Source organism: Sphingomonas sp. MS122, from assembly GCF_049532975.1.
GTDB lineage: Bacteria > Pseudomonadota > Alphaproteobacteria > Sphingomonadales > Sphingomonadaceae > Sphingomonas.
In genome coordinates this window covers 582960-598191 of record NZ_CP186695.1, presented here as the reverse complement: position 1 = coordinate 598191, position 15232 = coordinate 582960, and the positions used below count along the sequence as shown (strand labels likewise).

Below are 15232 nucleotides of genomic sequence, written 5' to 3'. Positions count from 1 at the left end.
GGACAGAGGGAGCGACGCGATGCGCAGGATATTGCTTCTGACCGCCACGGCGATGCTGGCTGGAGGTGCCGCATCGCCCCCCAAAGCGATCGTGATCGCGGGCGGCACGATCTATGACGGCAGCTCGACCGGCCCCGTCAATGGCGACGTCGTGGTGATCGGCGACCGGATCGTCGCGATCGGTCCCGGCGCGGCCAGCAATTATCCCGGGGCGCGAGTGATCGATGCGAAGGGTCTGGTCGTCGCGCCCGGCTTCATCGATCCGCACACCCACTCGGACGCGTTGATCCGCGGCAAGACGCCTGACGAGCGGCTGGTCACGCCGTGGCTGATGCAGGGCGTGACCACGATCTTCACCGGCATCGACGGCTATGGCCAGGGTGAGGGAACGGTCAGGGAACTGCTCGACCATGTCGATGCCGGTGGCGTCGGACCCAATGTCGCGACGTTGGTCGGCTTCGGCGCGGTGCGGGTAAAGGTGCTCAAGAACGACGATCGCGCGCCCACGCCCGCCGAGCTCGAACGGATGAAGGCGCTGACCGCACAGGGCATGTGCGAGGGCGCGTTCGGCCTCTCGACCGGCCTGTTCTATGCGCCGCAAAGCTTCGCCAGGACCGGCGAGGTGATCGAGGTCGCGCGCGAGGCGGCCAAGCGTAGTGGCATCTACGACACCCATCAGCGCGACGAATCCTCCTATTCGATCGGGCTGATCAACTCGGTCAACGAAGCGATCGAGATCGGACGGCGGGCCGGGATGCCGGTGCACTTCGCGCACATCAAGGCGCTCGGTGCCGACGTCCATGGCAAGGCGAACGAGATCGTCGTGGCGGTCGAGGCGGCGCGCGCCAGCGGCCTGAACGTCACCGCCGATCAATATCCCTACGAGGCCTCGGGCTCGAGCCTGGTCGCTGCGCTGGTCCCGCGCTGGGCGCAGGACGGCGGCGCGGCGGCCTTGGTCAAGCGGATCGAGACCCCGGCCGAGCGCGCGCGCATCGTTACGGAGATGCAGGCCAACCTCGTCCGCCGCGGGGGCGCCAACGCCGTGCTGCTGCGCGGCGACGGCAAGCCCTGGGGCGGCAAGCGGCTCGACGTCGTCGCGGCGGAATGGAAGGTCGATCCGGTCGAGGCGGCGCTGCGCATCATCCTCGCCAATCAGGGCGGCGGATCGCCGATCGTCTCGTTCAACATGATCGAGCCCGACATCAAGCTGCTGATGCGCCAGCCCTGGGTGATGACCGGCTCCGACGGCTCGGCCGGGCACCCGCGCATGTACGGCACCTTCCCGACCAAATATGCCAAATACGTCCTGGCCGAGAAGACGATCGACCTCGCGACCTTCATCAATTCGAGCACCGGCCGCACCGCCGACTTCTACAAGCTCGACCGCCGCGGGCACCTGAAGCCCGGCTATTTCGCCGATATCGTGGTGTTCGATCCCGCCGCCTATCGCCCGCGCGCGACCTATCTCGAGCCGACCCGGCTCAGCGAGGGCGTGCGCGCGCTGCTGGTCAACGGGACCGCCGTGATCGAGGGCGGCAAGCTCACCGGCAAGGCGGGGGGGAAGGCGCTCCGTCACCGCGCACCGCCCGCGACCTGCCCCGGCTGAATTGGGTCAGCGCCGCCGCCGGGCGCGATAGTCCGACGGCACGATCCCCGCGCGGTTCATCTTGTCGTAGAGCGTCTTGCGCGGCACGCGCAGCAGCTCGATCGCGCGCGTGACGCTGCCGTTGGCGATCTGCAGCGCCTCGCGCACGAGCGCCTCCTCATAGGCGCGCATCCGCTCGGCAAGGCCGAGATCGGGTGCCTCCCCGGCAGCCGAGCCGGCGAGGTCGAGGACCGCGCTGAACGCGAAGTTGCGGAGCTCGCGGACATTGCCCGGCCAGTCATGCTCGATCAGCCGCCGGCGCACCGCATCGGTCATGCGGAACTCGGCCTGACCGGTCTGTTCGCTCGCCTCGCGCACGAAGGCGGCGAACAAAGGCGCGATGTCCTCGCGTCGTTCGCGCAGCGGCGGGAGCGACAGCCGCACCACGTTGAGGCGGAAGAACAGGTCGCGGCGGAACACCCCCGCCTCGATCAGCGCCTCCAGCGCCGGCTTGACCGACGCGATCACGCGCAGGTCGAGCGGCACCGGTCGCGCCTCGCCGATCGGCAGCACCTCGCGCTCCTCGATCACGCGCAGCAGCCGTGACTGCACGCCGAGCGGCATGCCGTCGATATCGTCGAGGAACAAGGTCCCCCGGTCCGACGCCTCAATCCGCCCGGTGCGTGCGAAGCGGGCGCCCGGCACGGCGTCGGCGGCGTGGCCGAACAGCTCGATCTCGGCATGCGCCTCGGGCAGCGCCGCGCAGTTGACCGCGACGAAGGGGCGGGCGCTACGCGGCGAGCCGCGGTGGAGCATCGCCGCGACCAGCTCCTTGCCCGTCCCGGTCTCGCCCTCGATCAGCACGTCGATATCGGCGCGCGCGACCTGCGCGATCGTCTCGCGCAGCCGCACCATCGCCGGGGTGTCGCCGATCAGCGGGCTCTCGTCGCGCGCTGCCGCGTCCGCGCGCAGCCTCCGGTTGTCGAGCACCAGCGCACGCGCCGCCAGCGCCTTGGCGGCGGAGGCGGCGAGGTGCCCGGCGGCGAAGGGCTTGGCAAGGAAGTCGAACGCCCCGTCCTGCAGCGCGCGCACCGCCATCGGCACGTCGCCATGGCCGGTGATCAGGATCACCGGGATCTCGGGATCGATCGCGCGGATGCGCTCGAAGAACTGGAGGCCGTCCATCCCCGGCATGCGGATGTCGGTGATCACCGCGCCCGTGAAATCCGGCTTGACCGCGCCCAGCGCCGCCTGTGCGCCGGGGAATGGCCGCACCGCGAGCCCCGCCAGCTCGAGCGTCTGGACATTGGCCTCGCGCATCGCCGCATCGTCGTCGACGAACAGGATGACGGGCTCAGCCATGCGCCGCCTCGGGCAAAATGAGCCGGAACCCGGCCCCGCCCAGCGCGGACTCGGCCAAGCTCAACTCGCCACCAAAGTCGCGCGCGATGTTGCGCGCGATCGGCAGGCCGAGTCCTAGCCCTTCGTCGCGGCCGGTGACGAACGGCATGAACAGCTGGTCGCGCAGCTGCGCCGCCACGCCGGGCCCATTGTCCGCGACCTCGATCTCGACATGATCCGCGGCGCGCGCGGTACCGATCCGGATGACTGGCTTCTCGCGCCGGGTGAGCGCATCGAGCGCATTCTGGATGAGGTTGATCAGGATCTGCTCCAGCCGCACGCGATCGGCGATCACCTGGAGTCCGGTCTCGCCGGTGCGCTCCAGCGTCACGCCCTGCGCGCGCACCCGGTCGCCAATCAGCAGCAGCGTTGACTCGATCGCAGCGTCGACATCGACCGGCCCGGTCTCCGGCGTCCGCTTCCGTGCGAAGTTGCGCAGCTCGGCGGTGATCGTGCCGATGCGCTGGGTCAGCTCGACGATGCGCGCGAGATTGCTCTCGGCGCGTGCGCCATCGCCCTTGGCCAGGAAGCCCTGCGCATTCTCGGCGAAGCTGCGGATCGCGGCGACCGGCTGGTTGATCTCGTGCGCCACGCCCGCGGTGATCTGCCCGAGGGAGCCGAGCCGGCTGGCTTGCGCCAGTTCCTCGCGCGCGGCGCGGTAGCGCCGGTCGGCGCGCGCTCGCTCGGCGCTTTCCGACACCAGTTGCGCATTGGTCTCGCGCAGTTCGGCGGTGCGCTCGGCGACCTGCGCCTCGAGCGCGCGCTGCGCGGCGATCTGGAGCAGCCGCCGCTCGCGTGCGCGCCACAGCAACAGCAGCGCCCCGGCGATCAGCACCAGCGCGCCGAGCGAGATCAGCCGCGCATTGGCGTTGGCGCTGCGCATCGCCGGATCGAGCGGATAGAGCACGCGCAGCTGCGCGCCCGTCAGCGGCAGTCCGGTCGCCGCGATCCGCGCATCCGGTGCGCCGCGCATCCGTGCCGTGCCGCCATCGATCTCGAGCGGCAGCGCCGTCAGCGGCAGCGCGCCATATTGGCGCGTCGCGCGGATCGCCGCGCGAGCACGCGCATCGAGCTGCCCCACCGTTCCGAAGCGCCATCGCGGCTCGCTCGTCACGATCACCACGCCGTGCGAGTCGGTGACCAGCGTCTCGCCCTGCTGGCGCGCCCAGGCCGCCTGCATGCCCTCGAACTCGATCTTGACGACGATCACGCCTAGCGGCCGCGCGGCGTCGCCGATCCGCCGCGCGAGATAGAGGCCGGGGCGGCCGCTCACCGTGCCGAGCGCGAACAGCTCGGCGCCGCCGTCGCGGATCGCGCCCTGGAAATAGGGGCGGAAGCCATAGTCCTGTCCGACGAAGCTGGTCGGCAGGCGGTAATTGCTCGCCGCGACCGTGCGGCCCTGCGCGGTCAGCACATAAATCGCCGCTGCGTCGGTGCGCTGCGCGAGCAACTCGAGCCGCGAGTTGATCCGTCCGATCGTCGCGGCGTCGCCGGCCTCGAGCATCGCGCGGACATCGGGATATTCGGCGAGCACCAGCGGGAGCAGCCGGAATTTCTGCAGCTCGCTGGCGAACAGCCCGGCATTGTCGCGCGCGAGCTGCGCGGCCGCGCGGTCGGTCGCCGACATCGCCTGCTGCTGCGCGATGCGGAAGGCGAGGACTGCGACCAGGCCGAGCAGCACCGCCCCCGCCGCGGCCAGCAGCACGAGACTCCGGGTCGATCGGGTCACGCCTTTCATTTGTGCGGAATATCACACATTCTTGGATTTGCATGTGCGCATTTCCGCACAGGTTCGGCGATGAGCTTCACTAGTAAAGTCATATAAATCAACTGCTTGGCTCGTTTCTTGGGTTCGTGCGGTGACCGAAGGATAACGGCACCGCTGCTGCAACGCGGCCCAGAATCGACGCCGGCAAGGCGCGACGGGAGGATAGAATGGCGATCGCACTCGAATATTCGACGCAGCCGCGGCGGCGGGGTCACTGGCTTGGGCAGCTCTATGTCCAGGTGCTGATCGCGATCGTATTGGGCGTCGCCATCGGCTTCTTCTGGCCGAGCGCCGGCGAGGCGCTCAAGCCGCTCGGTGACGCCTTCATCAAGCTGGTCAAGATGATCATCGCCCCGGTGATCTTCCTCACGCTCGTCTCCGGCATCGCCGGGATGACCGAGCTCAAGTCGGTCGGCCGCGTCGCGGGCAAGGCCTTCGCCTATTTCCTGTTCTTCTCGACGCTCGCACTGATCGTCGGGCTGATCGTCGCCAACACGATCCAGCCGGGCGCGGGGATGAACGTCGACCCCGCCAGCCTCGATACCGGCGCGGTCAAGGATTACGTCGCCAAGGCGCACGACAGCTCGATTGTCGCCTTCCTGATGGCGATCATCCCGACGACTTTGGTTTCAGCGCTTGCCGGGGATTCGCTGCTCCAGGTGCTGCTCGTCTCGATCCTGTTCGGCATTGCGCTGTCGATGGTCGGCGAGCCCGCGGCGCCGGTGCGCGACCTGCTCGAGCGCGTCGGGCTGGTCGTGTTCAAGCTGGTCGGCATCCTGATGCGCGCGGCGCCGGTCGGTGCATTCGGCGCGATGGCCTTCACCATCGGCAAATACGGCATCGACTCGCTCGCCAACCTCGCTGGGCTGGTCGCGACCTTTTACCTTACCTCGATCATCTTCGTCGTGGTCGTGCTCGGCATCGCCGCGCGGCTCGCCGGCTTCTCGATCTTCAAGTTGATCCGCTATCTGCGCGCGGAGCTGCTCCTGGTGCTCGGCACCTCCTCGTCCGAAAGCGCGCTGCCGAGCCTGATGGACAAGATGGAGCGCGCCGGCTGTCAGAAGTCGGTCGTCGGCCTGGTCGTGCCGACCGGCTATTCGTTCAACCTCGACGGCACCAACATCTACATGACGCTCGCCGCTTTGTTCATCGCGCAGGCGTGCAACGTCGACTTGACGCTTGGCCAGCAGATCGCGCTGCTCGGGATTGCGATGATCTCGTCCAAGGGTGCCGCCGGGGTCACCGGCGCTGGCTTCATCACGCTCGCCGCGACGCTCTCGATCGTGCCCTCGGTGCCGGTCGCGGGCATGGCGCTGATCCTCGGCATTGACCGCTTCATGAGCGAGTGCCGCAGCCTCACCAATTTCATCGGCAACGCCGTCGCGACGATCGTGGTCGCGCGCTGGGACAATGCGCTCGACCGCGAGGCGCTGGCCCGCGCGCTCGACGATTCCGCGCCGCAAGCGCCCGCGCGCCCTGCGGTGGAGACCGATCCGGACTGAACCACGACACTGGGAAGAGCGGGCGACGATCCGCCTTCCGGCAAGGGAGAGAAGAAATGACCGACCGCACCACGCTCCGCATGCTCGCCAGCGGCACCGCGCTGATCGCGCTGGCGATCGCGCTGCCCGCGCGGGCGCAGGATGGCGGCCTGCCGAAAGCCGATCCGGCGGCGGAAGAGGCCGCCCCGGCCGAGCAGGAGGTCGTCGTGGTCGGCACCCAGATCAAGGGCAAGGACATCACCACCGCGCTGCCTGTGTCGGTGGTCGACCGCAACCAGATCGACGCTACCGGCGCGCTCTCGGGCGACGACCTGATCCGCTCGATCCCGCAGGCCGGCGATGTCACCTTCAACGAGGCGAACAACCCGCAGACCAGCAACGCAGCGCGCGGCGACGTCAATTCAATCAACCTGCGCAACCTCGGTGTCGGCAACACGCTGGTGCTGCTCAACGGGCGCCGTCTCGTTTCGCACCCGACCAGCCAGGCCGGCGACGGCAACGTGCCGGTACTCGGCTACAACTCCAACGCGCTGCCCGTCGCGGGACTCGAGCGGCTCGAGATTCTGCGCGACGGCGCCTCGGCGATCTACGGATCGGACGCGGTCGCGGGCGTGGTCAACACGGTGACGCGCGGTGACTTCGACGGCGCCCAACTCGACTTCCGCTACGGCTATGCCGAGGGTACGCACCGCAAGGAATATGAAGGCACCGCACTGGTCGGCCACAGCTTCGACGAGGGCCGCGGTAACTTCTCGCTGTTCTTCAACTATGTCCGCCGCACCGCGCAGCTGGCCGAGGACCAGCCCTATACCGCGACCGACAACCTCCTGTCCTATTTTGAGGACGACCCCGCTTTTGCCGGCAACCTCACCGCGGACGGCCGCGCGACGCAGAGTCCCTGGGCGAACCTCGCTGTGGTCGGCGGGCCCGGCACGATCCGCCGCAGCCCCGGCAACCAGGCGATGACCTCGTCGGCCGGCGCGTTCCATACCCAGTCCTCGGCGAACCCCGGTTGCGCCTTCACCGTCAATTCGAACGTGTGCTTCGGCACTGGCACGCGCGCGACCGGCTCGACGCTGCGCAGCGAGCGCTTCGACACGCGCCCCGGCACCACCGTCACGCCCTCGTTCGACCGCTACAACGCCTTCTTCACGGGCCGTTACGAGATGAGCGATGCGGTCGAGATCTATACCGAGCTCGGCTATTATCTCGCCGACACGCGCCGCATCCAGCCGCCGACGATCAACCTCAATGCGATCGTCATCCCGGCGAGCAACTATTGGAACCCGTTCGGCCCGATCACCTTCGCCAACGGCCAGGCCAACCCCAATCGCATCCCCGGTCTCACCAACGTTCCCGCCGCGGGGCTGCCGGTGCGCCTCACCACCTATCGCTTTGTCGATGCTGGCAACCAGGTGGTGGACGTCGAGAACTGGCAGTCGCGCTTCCTGCTCGGTGTGCGCGGCAAGCTCGGCAGCTTCGACTATGACACTGCCGTCCTCTATTCGGAGGCGCAGGCGCGCGACAGCTCGAACGCGATCGACATGACGCTGCTTCAGCGCAACCTCGCACTGTCGACGCCCGACGCCTACAACCCGTTCAGCGGCGGCTGCTCGGCGACGCCGGCGCTCGGCGACTGCTCGCCCGCGAGCCAGTCGACGATCGACTCCTTCAGCTTCAACCTCGTCCGCAAGTCGAAGACCAGCTTGCTGCTCGGCGACTTCAAGCTCTCCAACGCGAGCTTGTTCGACCTGCCCGCCGGCGGGCTCGGCATCGCGCTCGGCATCGAGGGGCGGCGCGAGACTCAGGAGGACATCCGCGATCCGCGCCTCAACGGCACGATCACCTTCACCGACATGGTGACGGGCGAGACCAATCTTTCCAATGTCGCTGCGGTCAGCCCCACGCCGTCGACGCGCGGCAGCCGCAGTGTGTTCTCGGCCTTTGCCGAGCTCGCCGTGCCGGTCGTCTCGCCCGAGATGAACGTGCCGCTGGTCCACCGGCTCGACCTGCAGCTCGCCGGACGGTTCGAGGAATATTCGGACTTCGGCTCGGTCGCGAAGCCCAAGATCGCCGCCGCCTGGGACATCATCGACGGGCTGCGCCTGCGCGGCTCCTGGTCGCAGGGCTTCCGCGCGCCCAACCTCGAGCAGACCAAGACCGTCGCCTATTCGCGGCTCGGCTCGAACAACGACTATTATCGCTGCGTCGTCGACCTGCGGCGGCTGAACAATCCGATCCCCAACATGGGCGCGTGCGACCGCAGCGTCAGCTACTCGATCTTCATCAGCGGCAACCCGGACCTCAAGCCCGAGGAGAGCACCAACTGGACTGTGGGCACGGTGATCGAGCCCAGGTTCATCCCGTCCGAATATGGGCGGCTGACGCTCACCGCCGATTTCTGGTCGATCCAGCAGACCGGGATCGTCGGCCAGTTCGGCCCGCGCAACGCGCTGGTGCTCGACTATCTTCTGCGGCTCCAGGGATCGAGCAACCCGAACGTCGTCCGTGCCGCGCCCAATGCCGACGATGTCGCATTTTTCCAAGGCAGCGGCCTCGCGCCGGCCGGGGCGGTGACGCGGATCAACGACCAGTTCACCAACCTGCTGCCGCAGACGGTGCAGGGCATCGACCTGGCGCTGCTCTACAATGTGCGCACCGGCATCGGCCGGTTCGACGTCGCGATCAACGCCGCGCGACTGACCAAATTCTCGCGCGACACCCCGCCCGCGGTGCAGGCGCTGTTCGACGCGCGTGATGCAGGTACGATCGATCCGGCGACGCCGCTCACCGACGCCAGCGACCTGCTCGAGGAGCGCGGCCGGCCCAAGTGGCGCGTCACCGGCTCGCTCACCTGGTCGCACAAGGGCTTCCAGATCGGCGCGTTCGGCAATTACATCGGCAAGGTCTACGACACCAACTTCCTCGACGCGCAGGGCAATCCCTATCCCCTCGAAGGCAAGGCGTTCTTCAACCTCTACGGCCAGTATCGCATCCGCAGCGGCCCGCTCGAGGATACGCGCTTCCGCATCGGCGCGCGCAACATCTTCGACACCCAGCCGCCGATCACCGCCGATGGCTATCTCGGATCGCTCTACGTGCCCTATGGCCGCTACATCTATTTCTCGGTCGGCAAGAAGTTCTGAGGGAAATGATGATCCGCTGGCTCGCTGCTCTCATCCTGTTCTTCGTCGCGGCTCCGGCTGCGGCGCAGGGCGGGGACGTGATCAACCTGTGGCCGGGCGCGATGCCCGGCAGCGGCAAGCTCGTGGGGCCGGAGAAGACCGGCAACGAGGGTAGCGCGACGGGCGCGGTCTCCAACGTCACCATGCCGCGCATGGTGGTCGTCCGGCCGAAGAATCCGAATGGCGCCGCGGTATTGGTGATCGGCGGGGGTGGCTATTTCCGCATCCAGATCGGCAGTGCGGCGATGCCGATCGCGCAGTGGCTCGCCGAGCGCGGGGTCACCGCTTTCGTGCTCTACTACCGTCTTCCCGGCGACGGCTGGAATGCCGACGCGCCGTTCCAGGACGGGCAGCGCGCCATGAGGCTGCTGCGCGGCAACTGGAAGACGCTGGGGATCGATCCCAAGCGCATCGGCGTGCTCGGCTTCTCGGCGGGCGGGCATCTCGCCGGCACGCTGGCGACGCGCGGCAGCGAGAACTTCTATCCCCCGGCCGATGCGGTCGACCAGGTCGGCGCAGTGCCCGACTTCGCCGCATTGATCTATCCGGTGATCTCGATGCGCGCGCCGATCGACACCACGCGCACGTTCCGCGAGCTCAAGGGCCTGCCCGATTTCCGCGACGCCTTCTCGGTCGAGGCGCACGTCACCGCCGCGACCCCGCCGATCTTCCTCGCCCATGCCGCCGACGATCCGATCGCCGCGTCCGAGCACAGCCTGCGGCTCCACGCCGCGATGCTCGCCGCCAAGCGCCCGGTCGAGCTGCATCTGTTCGAGAGCGGCGGGCACAGCTTCGCGCTGGGCAAGCGCGGCACCACGACCACCGCCTGGCCGCGGCTGTTCGGCGCCTGGATGCGCCACCACGGCTGGGTACCTGCTCGCGCCGAGGGCGAATAAGCGCAGCGCTCAGTCCGGCGCGTGCGAGGTGCCGGTTGCCTTGAGCTTGGCGTAGCGCTGCATCGATTTCATCATATGGTGCCGCGCCGCGCGCCGCGCCGCGGTCGCGTCGCCCGCCTCGATCGCGGCATAGATCGCCTCGTGATCGCGGTTGATCGTGCGGGCATAGCGCTGGTGCTTCTTCGCGTCGCTGCCCTGGAGGTAAAGCCGCCGCGATGGCACCAGCCGCACGCCGAGGAACTGGGTGAAACGCAAGAAATAGGTGTTGCCGGTCGCGCGCGCGATCGCGGCGTGGAAGGCGGCGTCGGCGACCACAGAGGCGTCGACATCGGTGCTCGCGTCCATGACGGCGAGCGTGCGGCGGATCTCGGCCAAGTCGTCCTCGGTCCGCCGCTGCGCCGCGAGCCCCGCCATCTCGACCTCGAACCCCATGCGCATCTCGAGCAGCTTGAGCACGTCGTCGATTGCGCTGACTTCCTCCGCGGTCAGCTGGAACGCGCGATATTGCGCGCCCTCCGCGACATAGGCGCCCGATCCGCGCCGCGAGATCAGCAGGCCGCGTGCGGCCAGCCGCGAATAGGCCTCGCGCACCACGGTGCGGCTGACCCCGAACGTCTCGGTGATCGCCTTCTCGGTCGGAAAACGCGATCCCGGCGCCAGCTCGCCTCTCTCGATCTGCTCTTCGAACCGCTGGACCAGATTGTCCGCCAGCGATGCCGCTTTGGTAACCGCCATGATGCGAGCGTTACCATCGCCGCCGTGGGGCTGGCTAGGGTGTGAAATTGGGGGTCTCCTTGTCCACCTGCGCCTGCCAGGCTTCGCGCGTCGCGAAGTCGGGTCCGCGGTCCCATGCCGCGCCGGCATAATAGACGAACGGCTTGCCCGGCTCGACCCGCACCAGGATCAGGTAGTTGTCGGCATCCTCGGCAAAGCCCGCAAAGGCGCGCGGATCGACCATCACCGCAGCCGCCATCGTACCCTTGGCGGGATCGGTCGGGCCCCACCAGGTGAGGCGCGCGCGCTTCTCGTCCCTGATGATCTTGCCGAGCTGCCCCGGCGCGATCGGTCGCTTCGAGATGCCGATCCCGACGATCAGCGGCCCCGCCCGATTCGAGCGCAGCGTCGAGACCATCCGCGTGAAGTTGGTGCCCACGGGCAGGACGAAGCGGCGCGTCTCGGATACGGTTCGCGCGACATCGACCGGCCATTGCTCATAGTCGACGGTGAAGTCCGCCACCTGCGGCCCGGCGCTCGCGATTCGCGGCCGCACATAGTTGCGCGAGGTCCAGAGCTTGTTGTCGTGCCAGATGCCGAGCCCACCGATCCCGCGGCCGGTGCCGACATTGTAGAAATCGAGTCCCTCGCCGTGGTCGGCATGCTGGTCGCCGGTGCGCAGTTGCCGGTCCATATAGGGCCAGCGCACGCGCTTGCCCCAGGCGTCGATCCCGGAGGAGGAGGGCGGCTCGGCCTTCTCCAGCGCGCGCGAATAGATGCGGAAGGCGATCCGGTCATTCTCCCACAGCAGGTCGCCATAGCGATAGTCCGCGATCGAAACCGCGGCGCGCGCCCGCTGCTCCTGCGGCGTCGCCTGGCGCAGCGGCGCGCGATCCTGCGCCAGTGCGATGCTCGCCGGCAGCAGGAGGGGCAGGGCGTGGATCCTCATTTTACTCCTTTCGCGGAAACGGCGAGTTGTGTGACAACCTTATTGACACGATCCTCCGAAAAGGAAAGAGGTCTGTCACCGGTGTCAGGGACAAGCGTCCGCAACAGGGGAGAGGAATGATGATGCACGAACGCTGGGCCGGCACAGGGCCTTCGGCATGTCGCTGACCCTACTTGCCCTTGCCGCGACGGCTTCGCCGACCGCCATCGTCGAGACCCGGGCGGCGATGCCGCAGCCCGCCGCGATCCTTGCCGAGACGCGCCGCGTCGCCGACTGGCAGCTCGCCAACCGCACCAACTGGGCGACGATGCCCGCGGCGCGGCCGAGCGTGCGCAATCCGCGCGACTGGCAGCAGGCGACCTTCTGGATCTCGATCACCGACCTCGCCCAGCGTGATCGCCGCTACGCAGCGCCGCTGCTCGATCTCGGCCGCGAACTGCACTGGAAGCTCGGCGACAATGTCTTCCACGCCGACGACCAGTTGATCGCCCAGGCGTGGATCTGGTCCGCGCGCAACGGCGGTGGCGCGGCGGCGCTTGCGCCGGCCCGCGCCTATTTCGACAACGTCCTCGCCAACCGCCCGACCGGGAGCCTCGAATTCATTCCGACCGCGCCGGGCAAGGGCACGTCGAAATGCACCGATCGCTGGTGCTGGTGCGACGCGCTGTTCATGGCCCCGCCGACGCTGCTCCGCCTCGCCAAGGCGACGGGGGACCAGCGCTACGCCGACTTCGCGCACGAGGAGTTCAAGGCGACCACCGACTATCTCTACGATCCGGTGGAGAAGCTCTATTTCCGCGACAGCCGCTTCTTTGAGGTGCGCGACGCCAAGGGCCGAAAGCAATTTTGGAGCCGAGGCAACGGCTGGGTGATGGGCGGGCTCGTCCGCATGCTCCAGGTGATGGACCGCAAGGATCCCAAGCGCCCCTATTACGAGAAGCTGTTCCGCGACATGGCGGGCAAGCTGGTGACGCTGCAAAAGGCCGACGGCTATTGGCCGGCCTCGCTGCTCGACGGTGACCCCGGCACCCCGCCCGAGAGCAGTGGCACCGCCTTCTACACCTATGCCTTCGCCTGGGGTGTCGATGCCGGGCTGCTCGACCGGGCGACCTATCAGCCCGCGGCGATCAAGGGCTGGAACGCCGTGGTCCGCGCCGTCCAGCCTGACGGCATGCTCGGCTGGGTGCAGCAAGTCGGCGACCGGCCCGACAGCGTCTCGGCCAGGGAGACGCAATTCTATGGCTCGGGCGCGTTCATCCTCGCCGGTACCGCAATGTACGATCTCGCGCGCAAAGGGACGAAGCGCTGATGCGAAAGCTGGTCTGCGTACCCGTCCTTGCCGCCTTGCTCACCGCCAATGCCGCGCCCGCCGATCCTTGGGCGGGCAAGCCGCATGGTCCGGTCTATCGCGCCGATGTGGCGCCGATGGACCGCACCGTCCGCACCCGGCTGATGCCGCAGGTCGAGACATTGCTCGAGCAGTTGCTGCGCGAGAAGCGCGGCATGCGGCTCGGCGGCGTCGCGGTGTTCGAGAGCGGGGACAAGTTCCTGCCCGGCAAGATCGCCGCGGCGATGGCCTATCGCGTCACCACGCTCGACAGGAGCGACCCGAGGCTCGCGCAGCGGCTGGAGGATTTCGCCGACATCGCGGATCTGACGCTCGACGATCCCAACGATACCTGGGGCGTCTATTACTACATTTCCGCCCTGCACGACTTGAACGAGCGTGGCCTGCTCGACCGCGCGGTGCGCCCGGCGACGCTCGCCCGGCTCAAGCAGAAGCTCGACTGGCGGCGTTTCGTCCGCCCCGACCTCACGCTGATCAACCTGCCCAACAATTATTATGGCGTCGCCTTTTCGGTTGCGCGCCTCCGCCACCTGCTCGGCTGGGAGGACGCCGCGGGCGCGGACCAGCTGCTCGCGCGCACGCTCGATCACTATCGCAAATATTCGGGTGAGTATGGCTTCGCCGACGAGACCGAGGGCAAGGGGCGGTTCGACCGCTACTCGGTGCTGCTGATCGGCGAGATCGCGCACCGGCTGATCGAGACCGGCATGACTCCCTCGACCGAGGTCAAGGGCTGGCTGCGCAAGTCGGTCGACCTGCTGCTGCCGCGCTTCAACCTGACCGGCGAAGGCTTCGAATATGGCCGCAGCATCGGCACCTATGGCGAGACCGCCTTCCTCGAAGTGCTCACCGCCGCTGCCTTGCTCAAGGTGCTGACGCCGCAAGAGGAACGCATGGCCTATGCCTTCTCCAGCCGGATCAGCGCGCGCTATGTGGATTTCTGGGTGAACCCGGCGACCGGCTCGGTCGACATGTGGGGGCAGGGGCGGCGCACAGATGATTATCGCGGCATCCATCGCATCTTCGGCGAAAATCTGAGCCTCGCGCGCCAGCACATCTACACCAACGCGATCTGGAACCGGCTCGGCTATGCCGGCCGCGCGCCCGATCCCAGCTATGCCAAATGGCTCGAGACGCTGCCGCGCTCGACGCTCACCTGGTTCGCGCGTGGGGCGTACGACCGCGCCGTGGTCACGGTGCGCGACCGCGGCCGCGTGATCGGGCTGCCGATCGTCAACGGGGCCGGGGGACAGCACATGCATAACCCCTATTTCCCCGTCCCCTTCTCACCCGGCATGCTCTCGGGATCGGCCGATGCGACCTGGCCGCATCTCGTGCCGCGCATCACGCTCGCCGATGGCGCGGTGCTGATGCCGCTCGCCTTCTTCAAGGACGTGCGCGTCACGCGCCAAGGCGCGGTGACGCAGGTCAGTTGGCGCCAGGACGCGCTCGACCGGATGGGGGAGAATGACGCGCGGCCCGACCGGCGCGCAAGCGTCGAGACCAGCTACACGCTCGCCTCCGGCCGCATCACCCGCAGCGACCGCCTGCGTCTCGCGCCCGGCGTGCGCGCAGCGAAGATCGATCTCGAATTCGCGAGCTTCTCGGGCGAGCCATCGGTTCGTGCCGGAGGGGTGGTCGGCTTCGGGACGGGTGAGGTCAGCAGATTCGCCGCGACCGGCTATGACGGCTGCACAGCCGGAAAAGCGGAAAAACCCGAATATCGTACGCCGACCGGCAGGTTCGCCAGTGTGGTACGATGCACGCGATCTGCGCCTACCGCGCGAGACGGTGTCATCGCACTGACATGGGAGTTGTCCTACAACCGCTGATCTAGGCAGTTGACTCCTTCGAATGAAGTTGTAGGACACATTCCGATGACAC

The 15232-nt window shown here is 68.0% G+C and carries 10 protein-coding genes; 6 read left to right on the top strand and 4 right to left on the bottom strand.

The genetic code is table 11. The features are described 5' to 3' along the window. Positions 1–19: 19 nt before the first annotated feature. On the top strand, positions 20–1606 hold the full coding sequence (locus ACO227_RS02850; protein ID WP_423605112.1) for an N-acyl-D-amino-acid deacylase family protein: 1587 nt from the start codon (positions 20–22) through the stop codon (positions 1604–1606). A 6-nt stretch (positions 1607–1612) separates the two neighbouring features. On the opposite strand, the gene ACO227_RS02845 is transcribed toward ACO227_RS02850, so the two are convergent. Continuing rightward, a complete protein-coding gene (locus ACO227_RS02845; RefSeq protein ID WP_423605111.1) occupies positions 1613–2947 on the bottom strand; it encodes a sigma-54-dependent transcriptional regulator in 1335 nt (444 codons plus the stop codon). Beyond that, positions 2940–4715 carry a sensor histidine kinase gene (locus ACO227_RS02840; protein ID WP_423605110.1) on the bottom strand — a complete coding sequence of 592 codons (1776 nt, stop codon included), beginning with the start codon at positions 4713–4715 and terminating at the stop codon, positions 2940–2942. The genes ACO227_RS02845 and ACO227_RS02840 overlap by 8 nt, the downstream gene beginning before the upstream one ends. Before the next feature lie 206 nt (positions 4716–4921). On the opposite strand from ACO227_RS02840, the gene ACO227_RS02835 reads away from it, so the two are divergent. The 3 genes from ACO227_RS02835 to ACO227_RS02825 are packed head-to-tail and all read left to right on the top strand — an operon-like array spanning position 4922 to position 10337. Beyond that, positions 4922–6256 carry a dicarboxylate/amino acid:cation symporter gene (locus ACO227_RS02835; protein ID WP_423605109.1) on the top strand — a complete coding sequence of 445 codons (1335 nt, stop codon included), beginning with the start codon at positions 4922–4924 and terminating at the stop codon, positions 6254–6256. 56 nt (positions 6257–6312) lie between these two features. After that, positions 6313–9402 carry a TonB-dependent receptor domain-containing protein gene (locus ACO227_RS02830; RefSeq protein ID WP_423605107.1) on the top strand — a complete coding sequence of 1030 codons (3090 nt, stop codon included), beginning with the start codon at positions 6313–6315 and terminating at the stop codon, positions 9400–9402. A 5-nt stretch (positions 9403–9407) separates the two neighbouring features. Beyond that, a complete protein-coding gene (locus ACO227_RS02825; protein ID WP_423605105.1) occupies positions 9408–10337 on the top strand; it encodes an alpha/beta hydrolase in 930 nt (309 codons plus the stop codon). A 9-nt stretch (positions 10338–10346) separates the two neighbouring features. Here the strand turns inward: ACO227_RS02825 and ACO227_RS02820 are convergent, their stop codons facing one another. Together ACO227_RS02820 and ACO227_RS02815 are read right to left on the bottom strand one after the other, a co-directional pair. After that, positions 10347–11072: a FadR/GntR family transcriptional regulator gene (locus tag ACO227_RS02820; protein ID WP_423605104.1), complete on the bottom strand. Its 726-nt coding sequence runs from the start codon at positions 11070–11072 to the stop codon at positions 10347–10349. A 34-nt stretch (positions 11073–11106) separates the two neighbouring features. After that, entirely contained in the window at positions 11107–12000 is an 894-nt protein-coding gene (locus ACO227_RS02815) for a DUF4861 family protein (RefSeq protein ID WP_423605102.1), read from the bottom strand. A 157-nt stretch (positions 12001–12157) separates the two neighbouring features. On the opposite strand from ACO227_RS02815, the gene ACO227_RS02810 reads away from it, so the two are divergent. Beyond that, positions 12158–13309, top strand: coding sequence for a glycoside hydrolase family 88/105 protein (locus tag ACO227_RS02810; RefSeq protein WP_423605101.1), 1152 nt, complete (start codon positions 12158–12160; stop codon positions 13307–13309). Beyond that, on the top strand, positions 13309–15180 hold the full coding sequence (locus tag ACO227_RS02805) for a hypothetical protein (protein WP_423605099.1): 1872 nt from the start codon (positions 13309–13311) through the stop codon (positions 15178–15180). The genes ACO227_RS02810 and ACO227_RS02805 overlap by 1 nt, the downstream gene beginning before the upstream one ends. Positions 15181–15232: the final 52 nt, after the last annotated feature.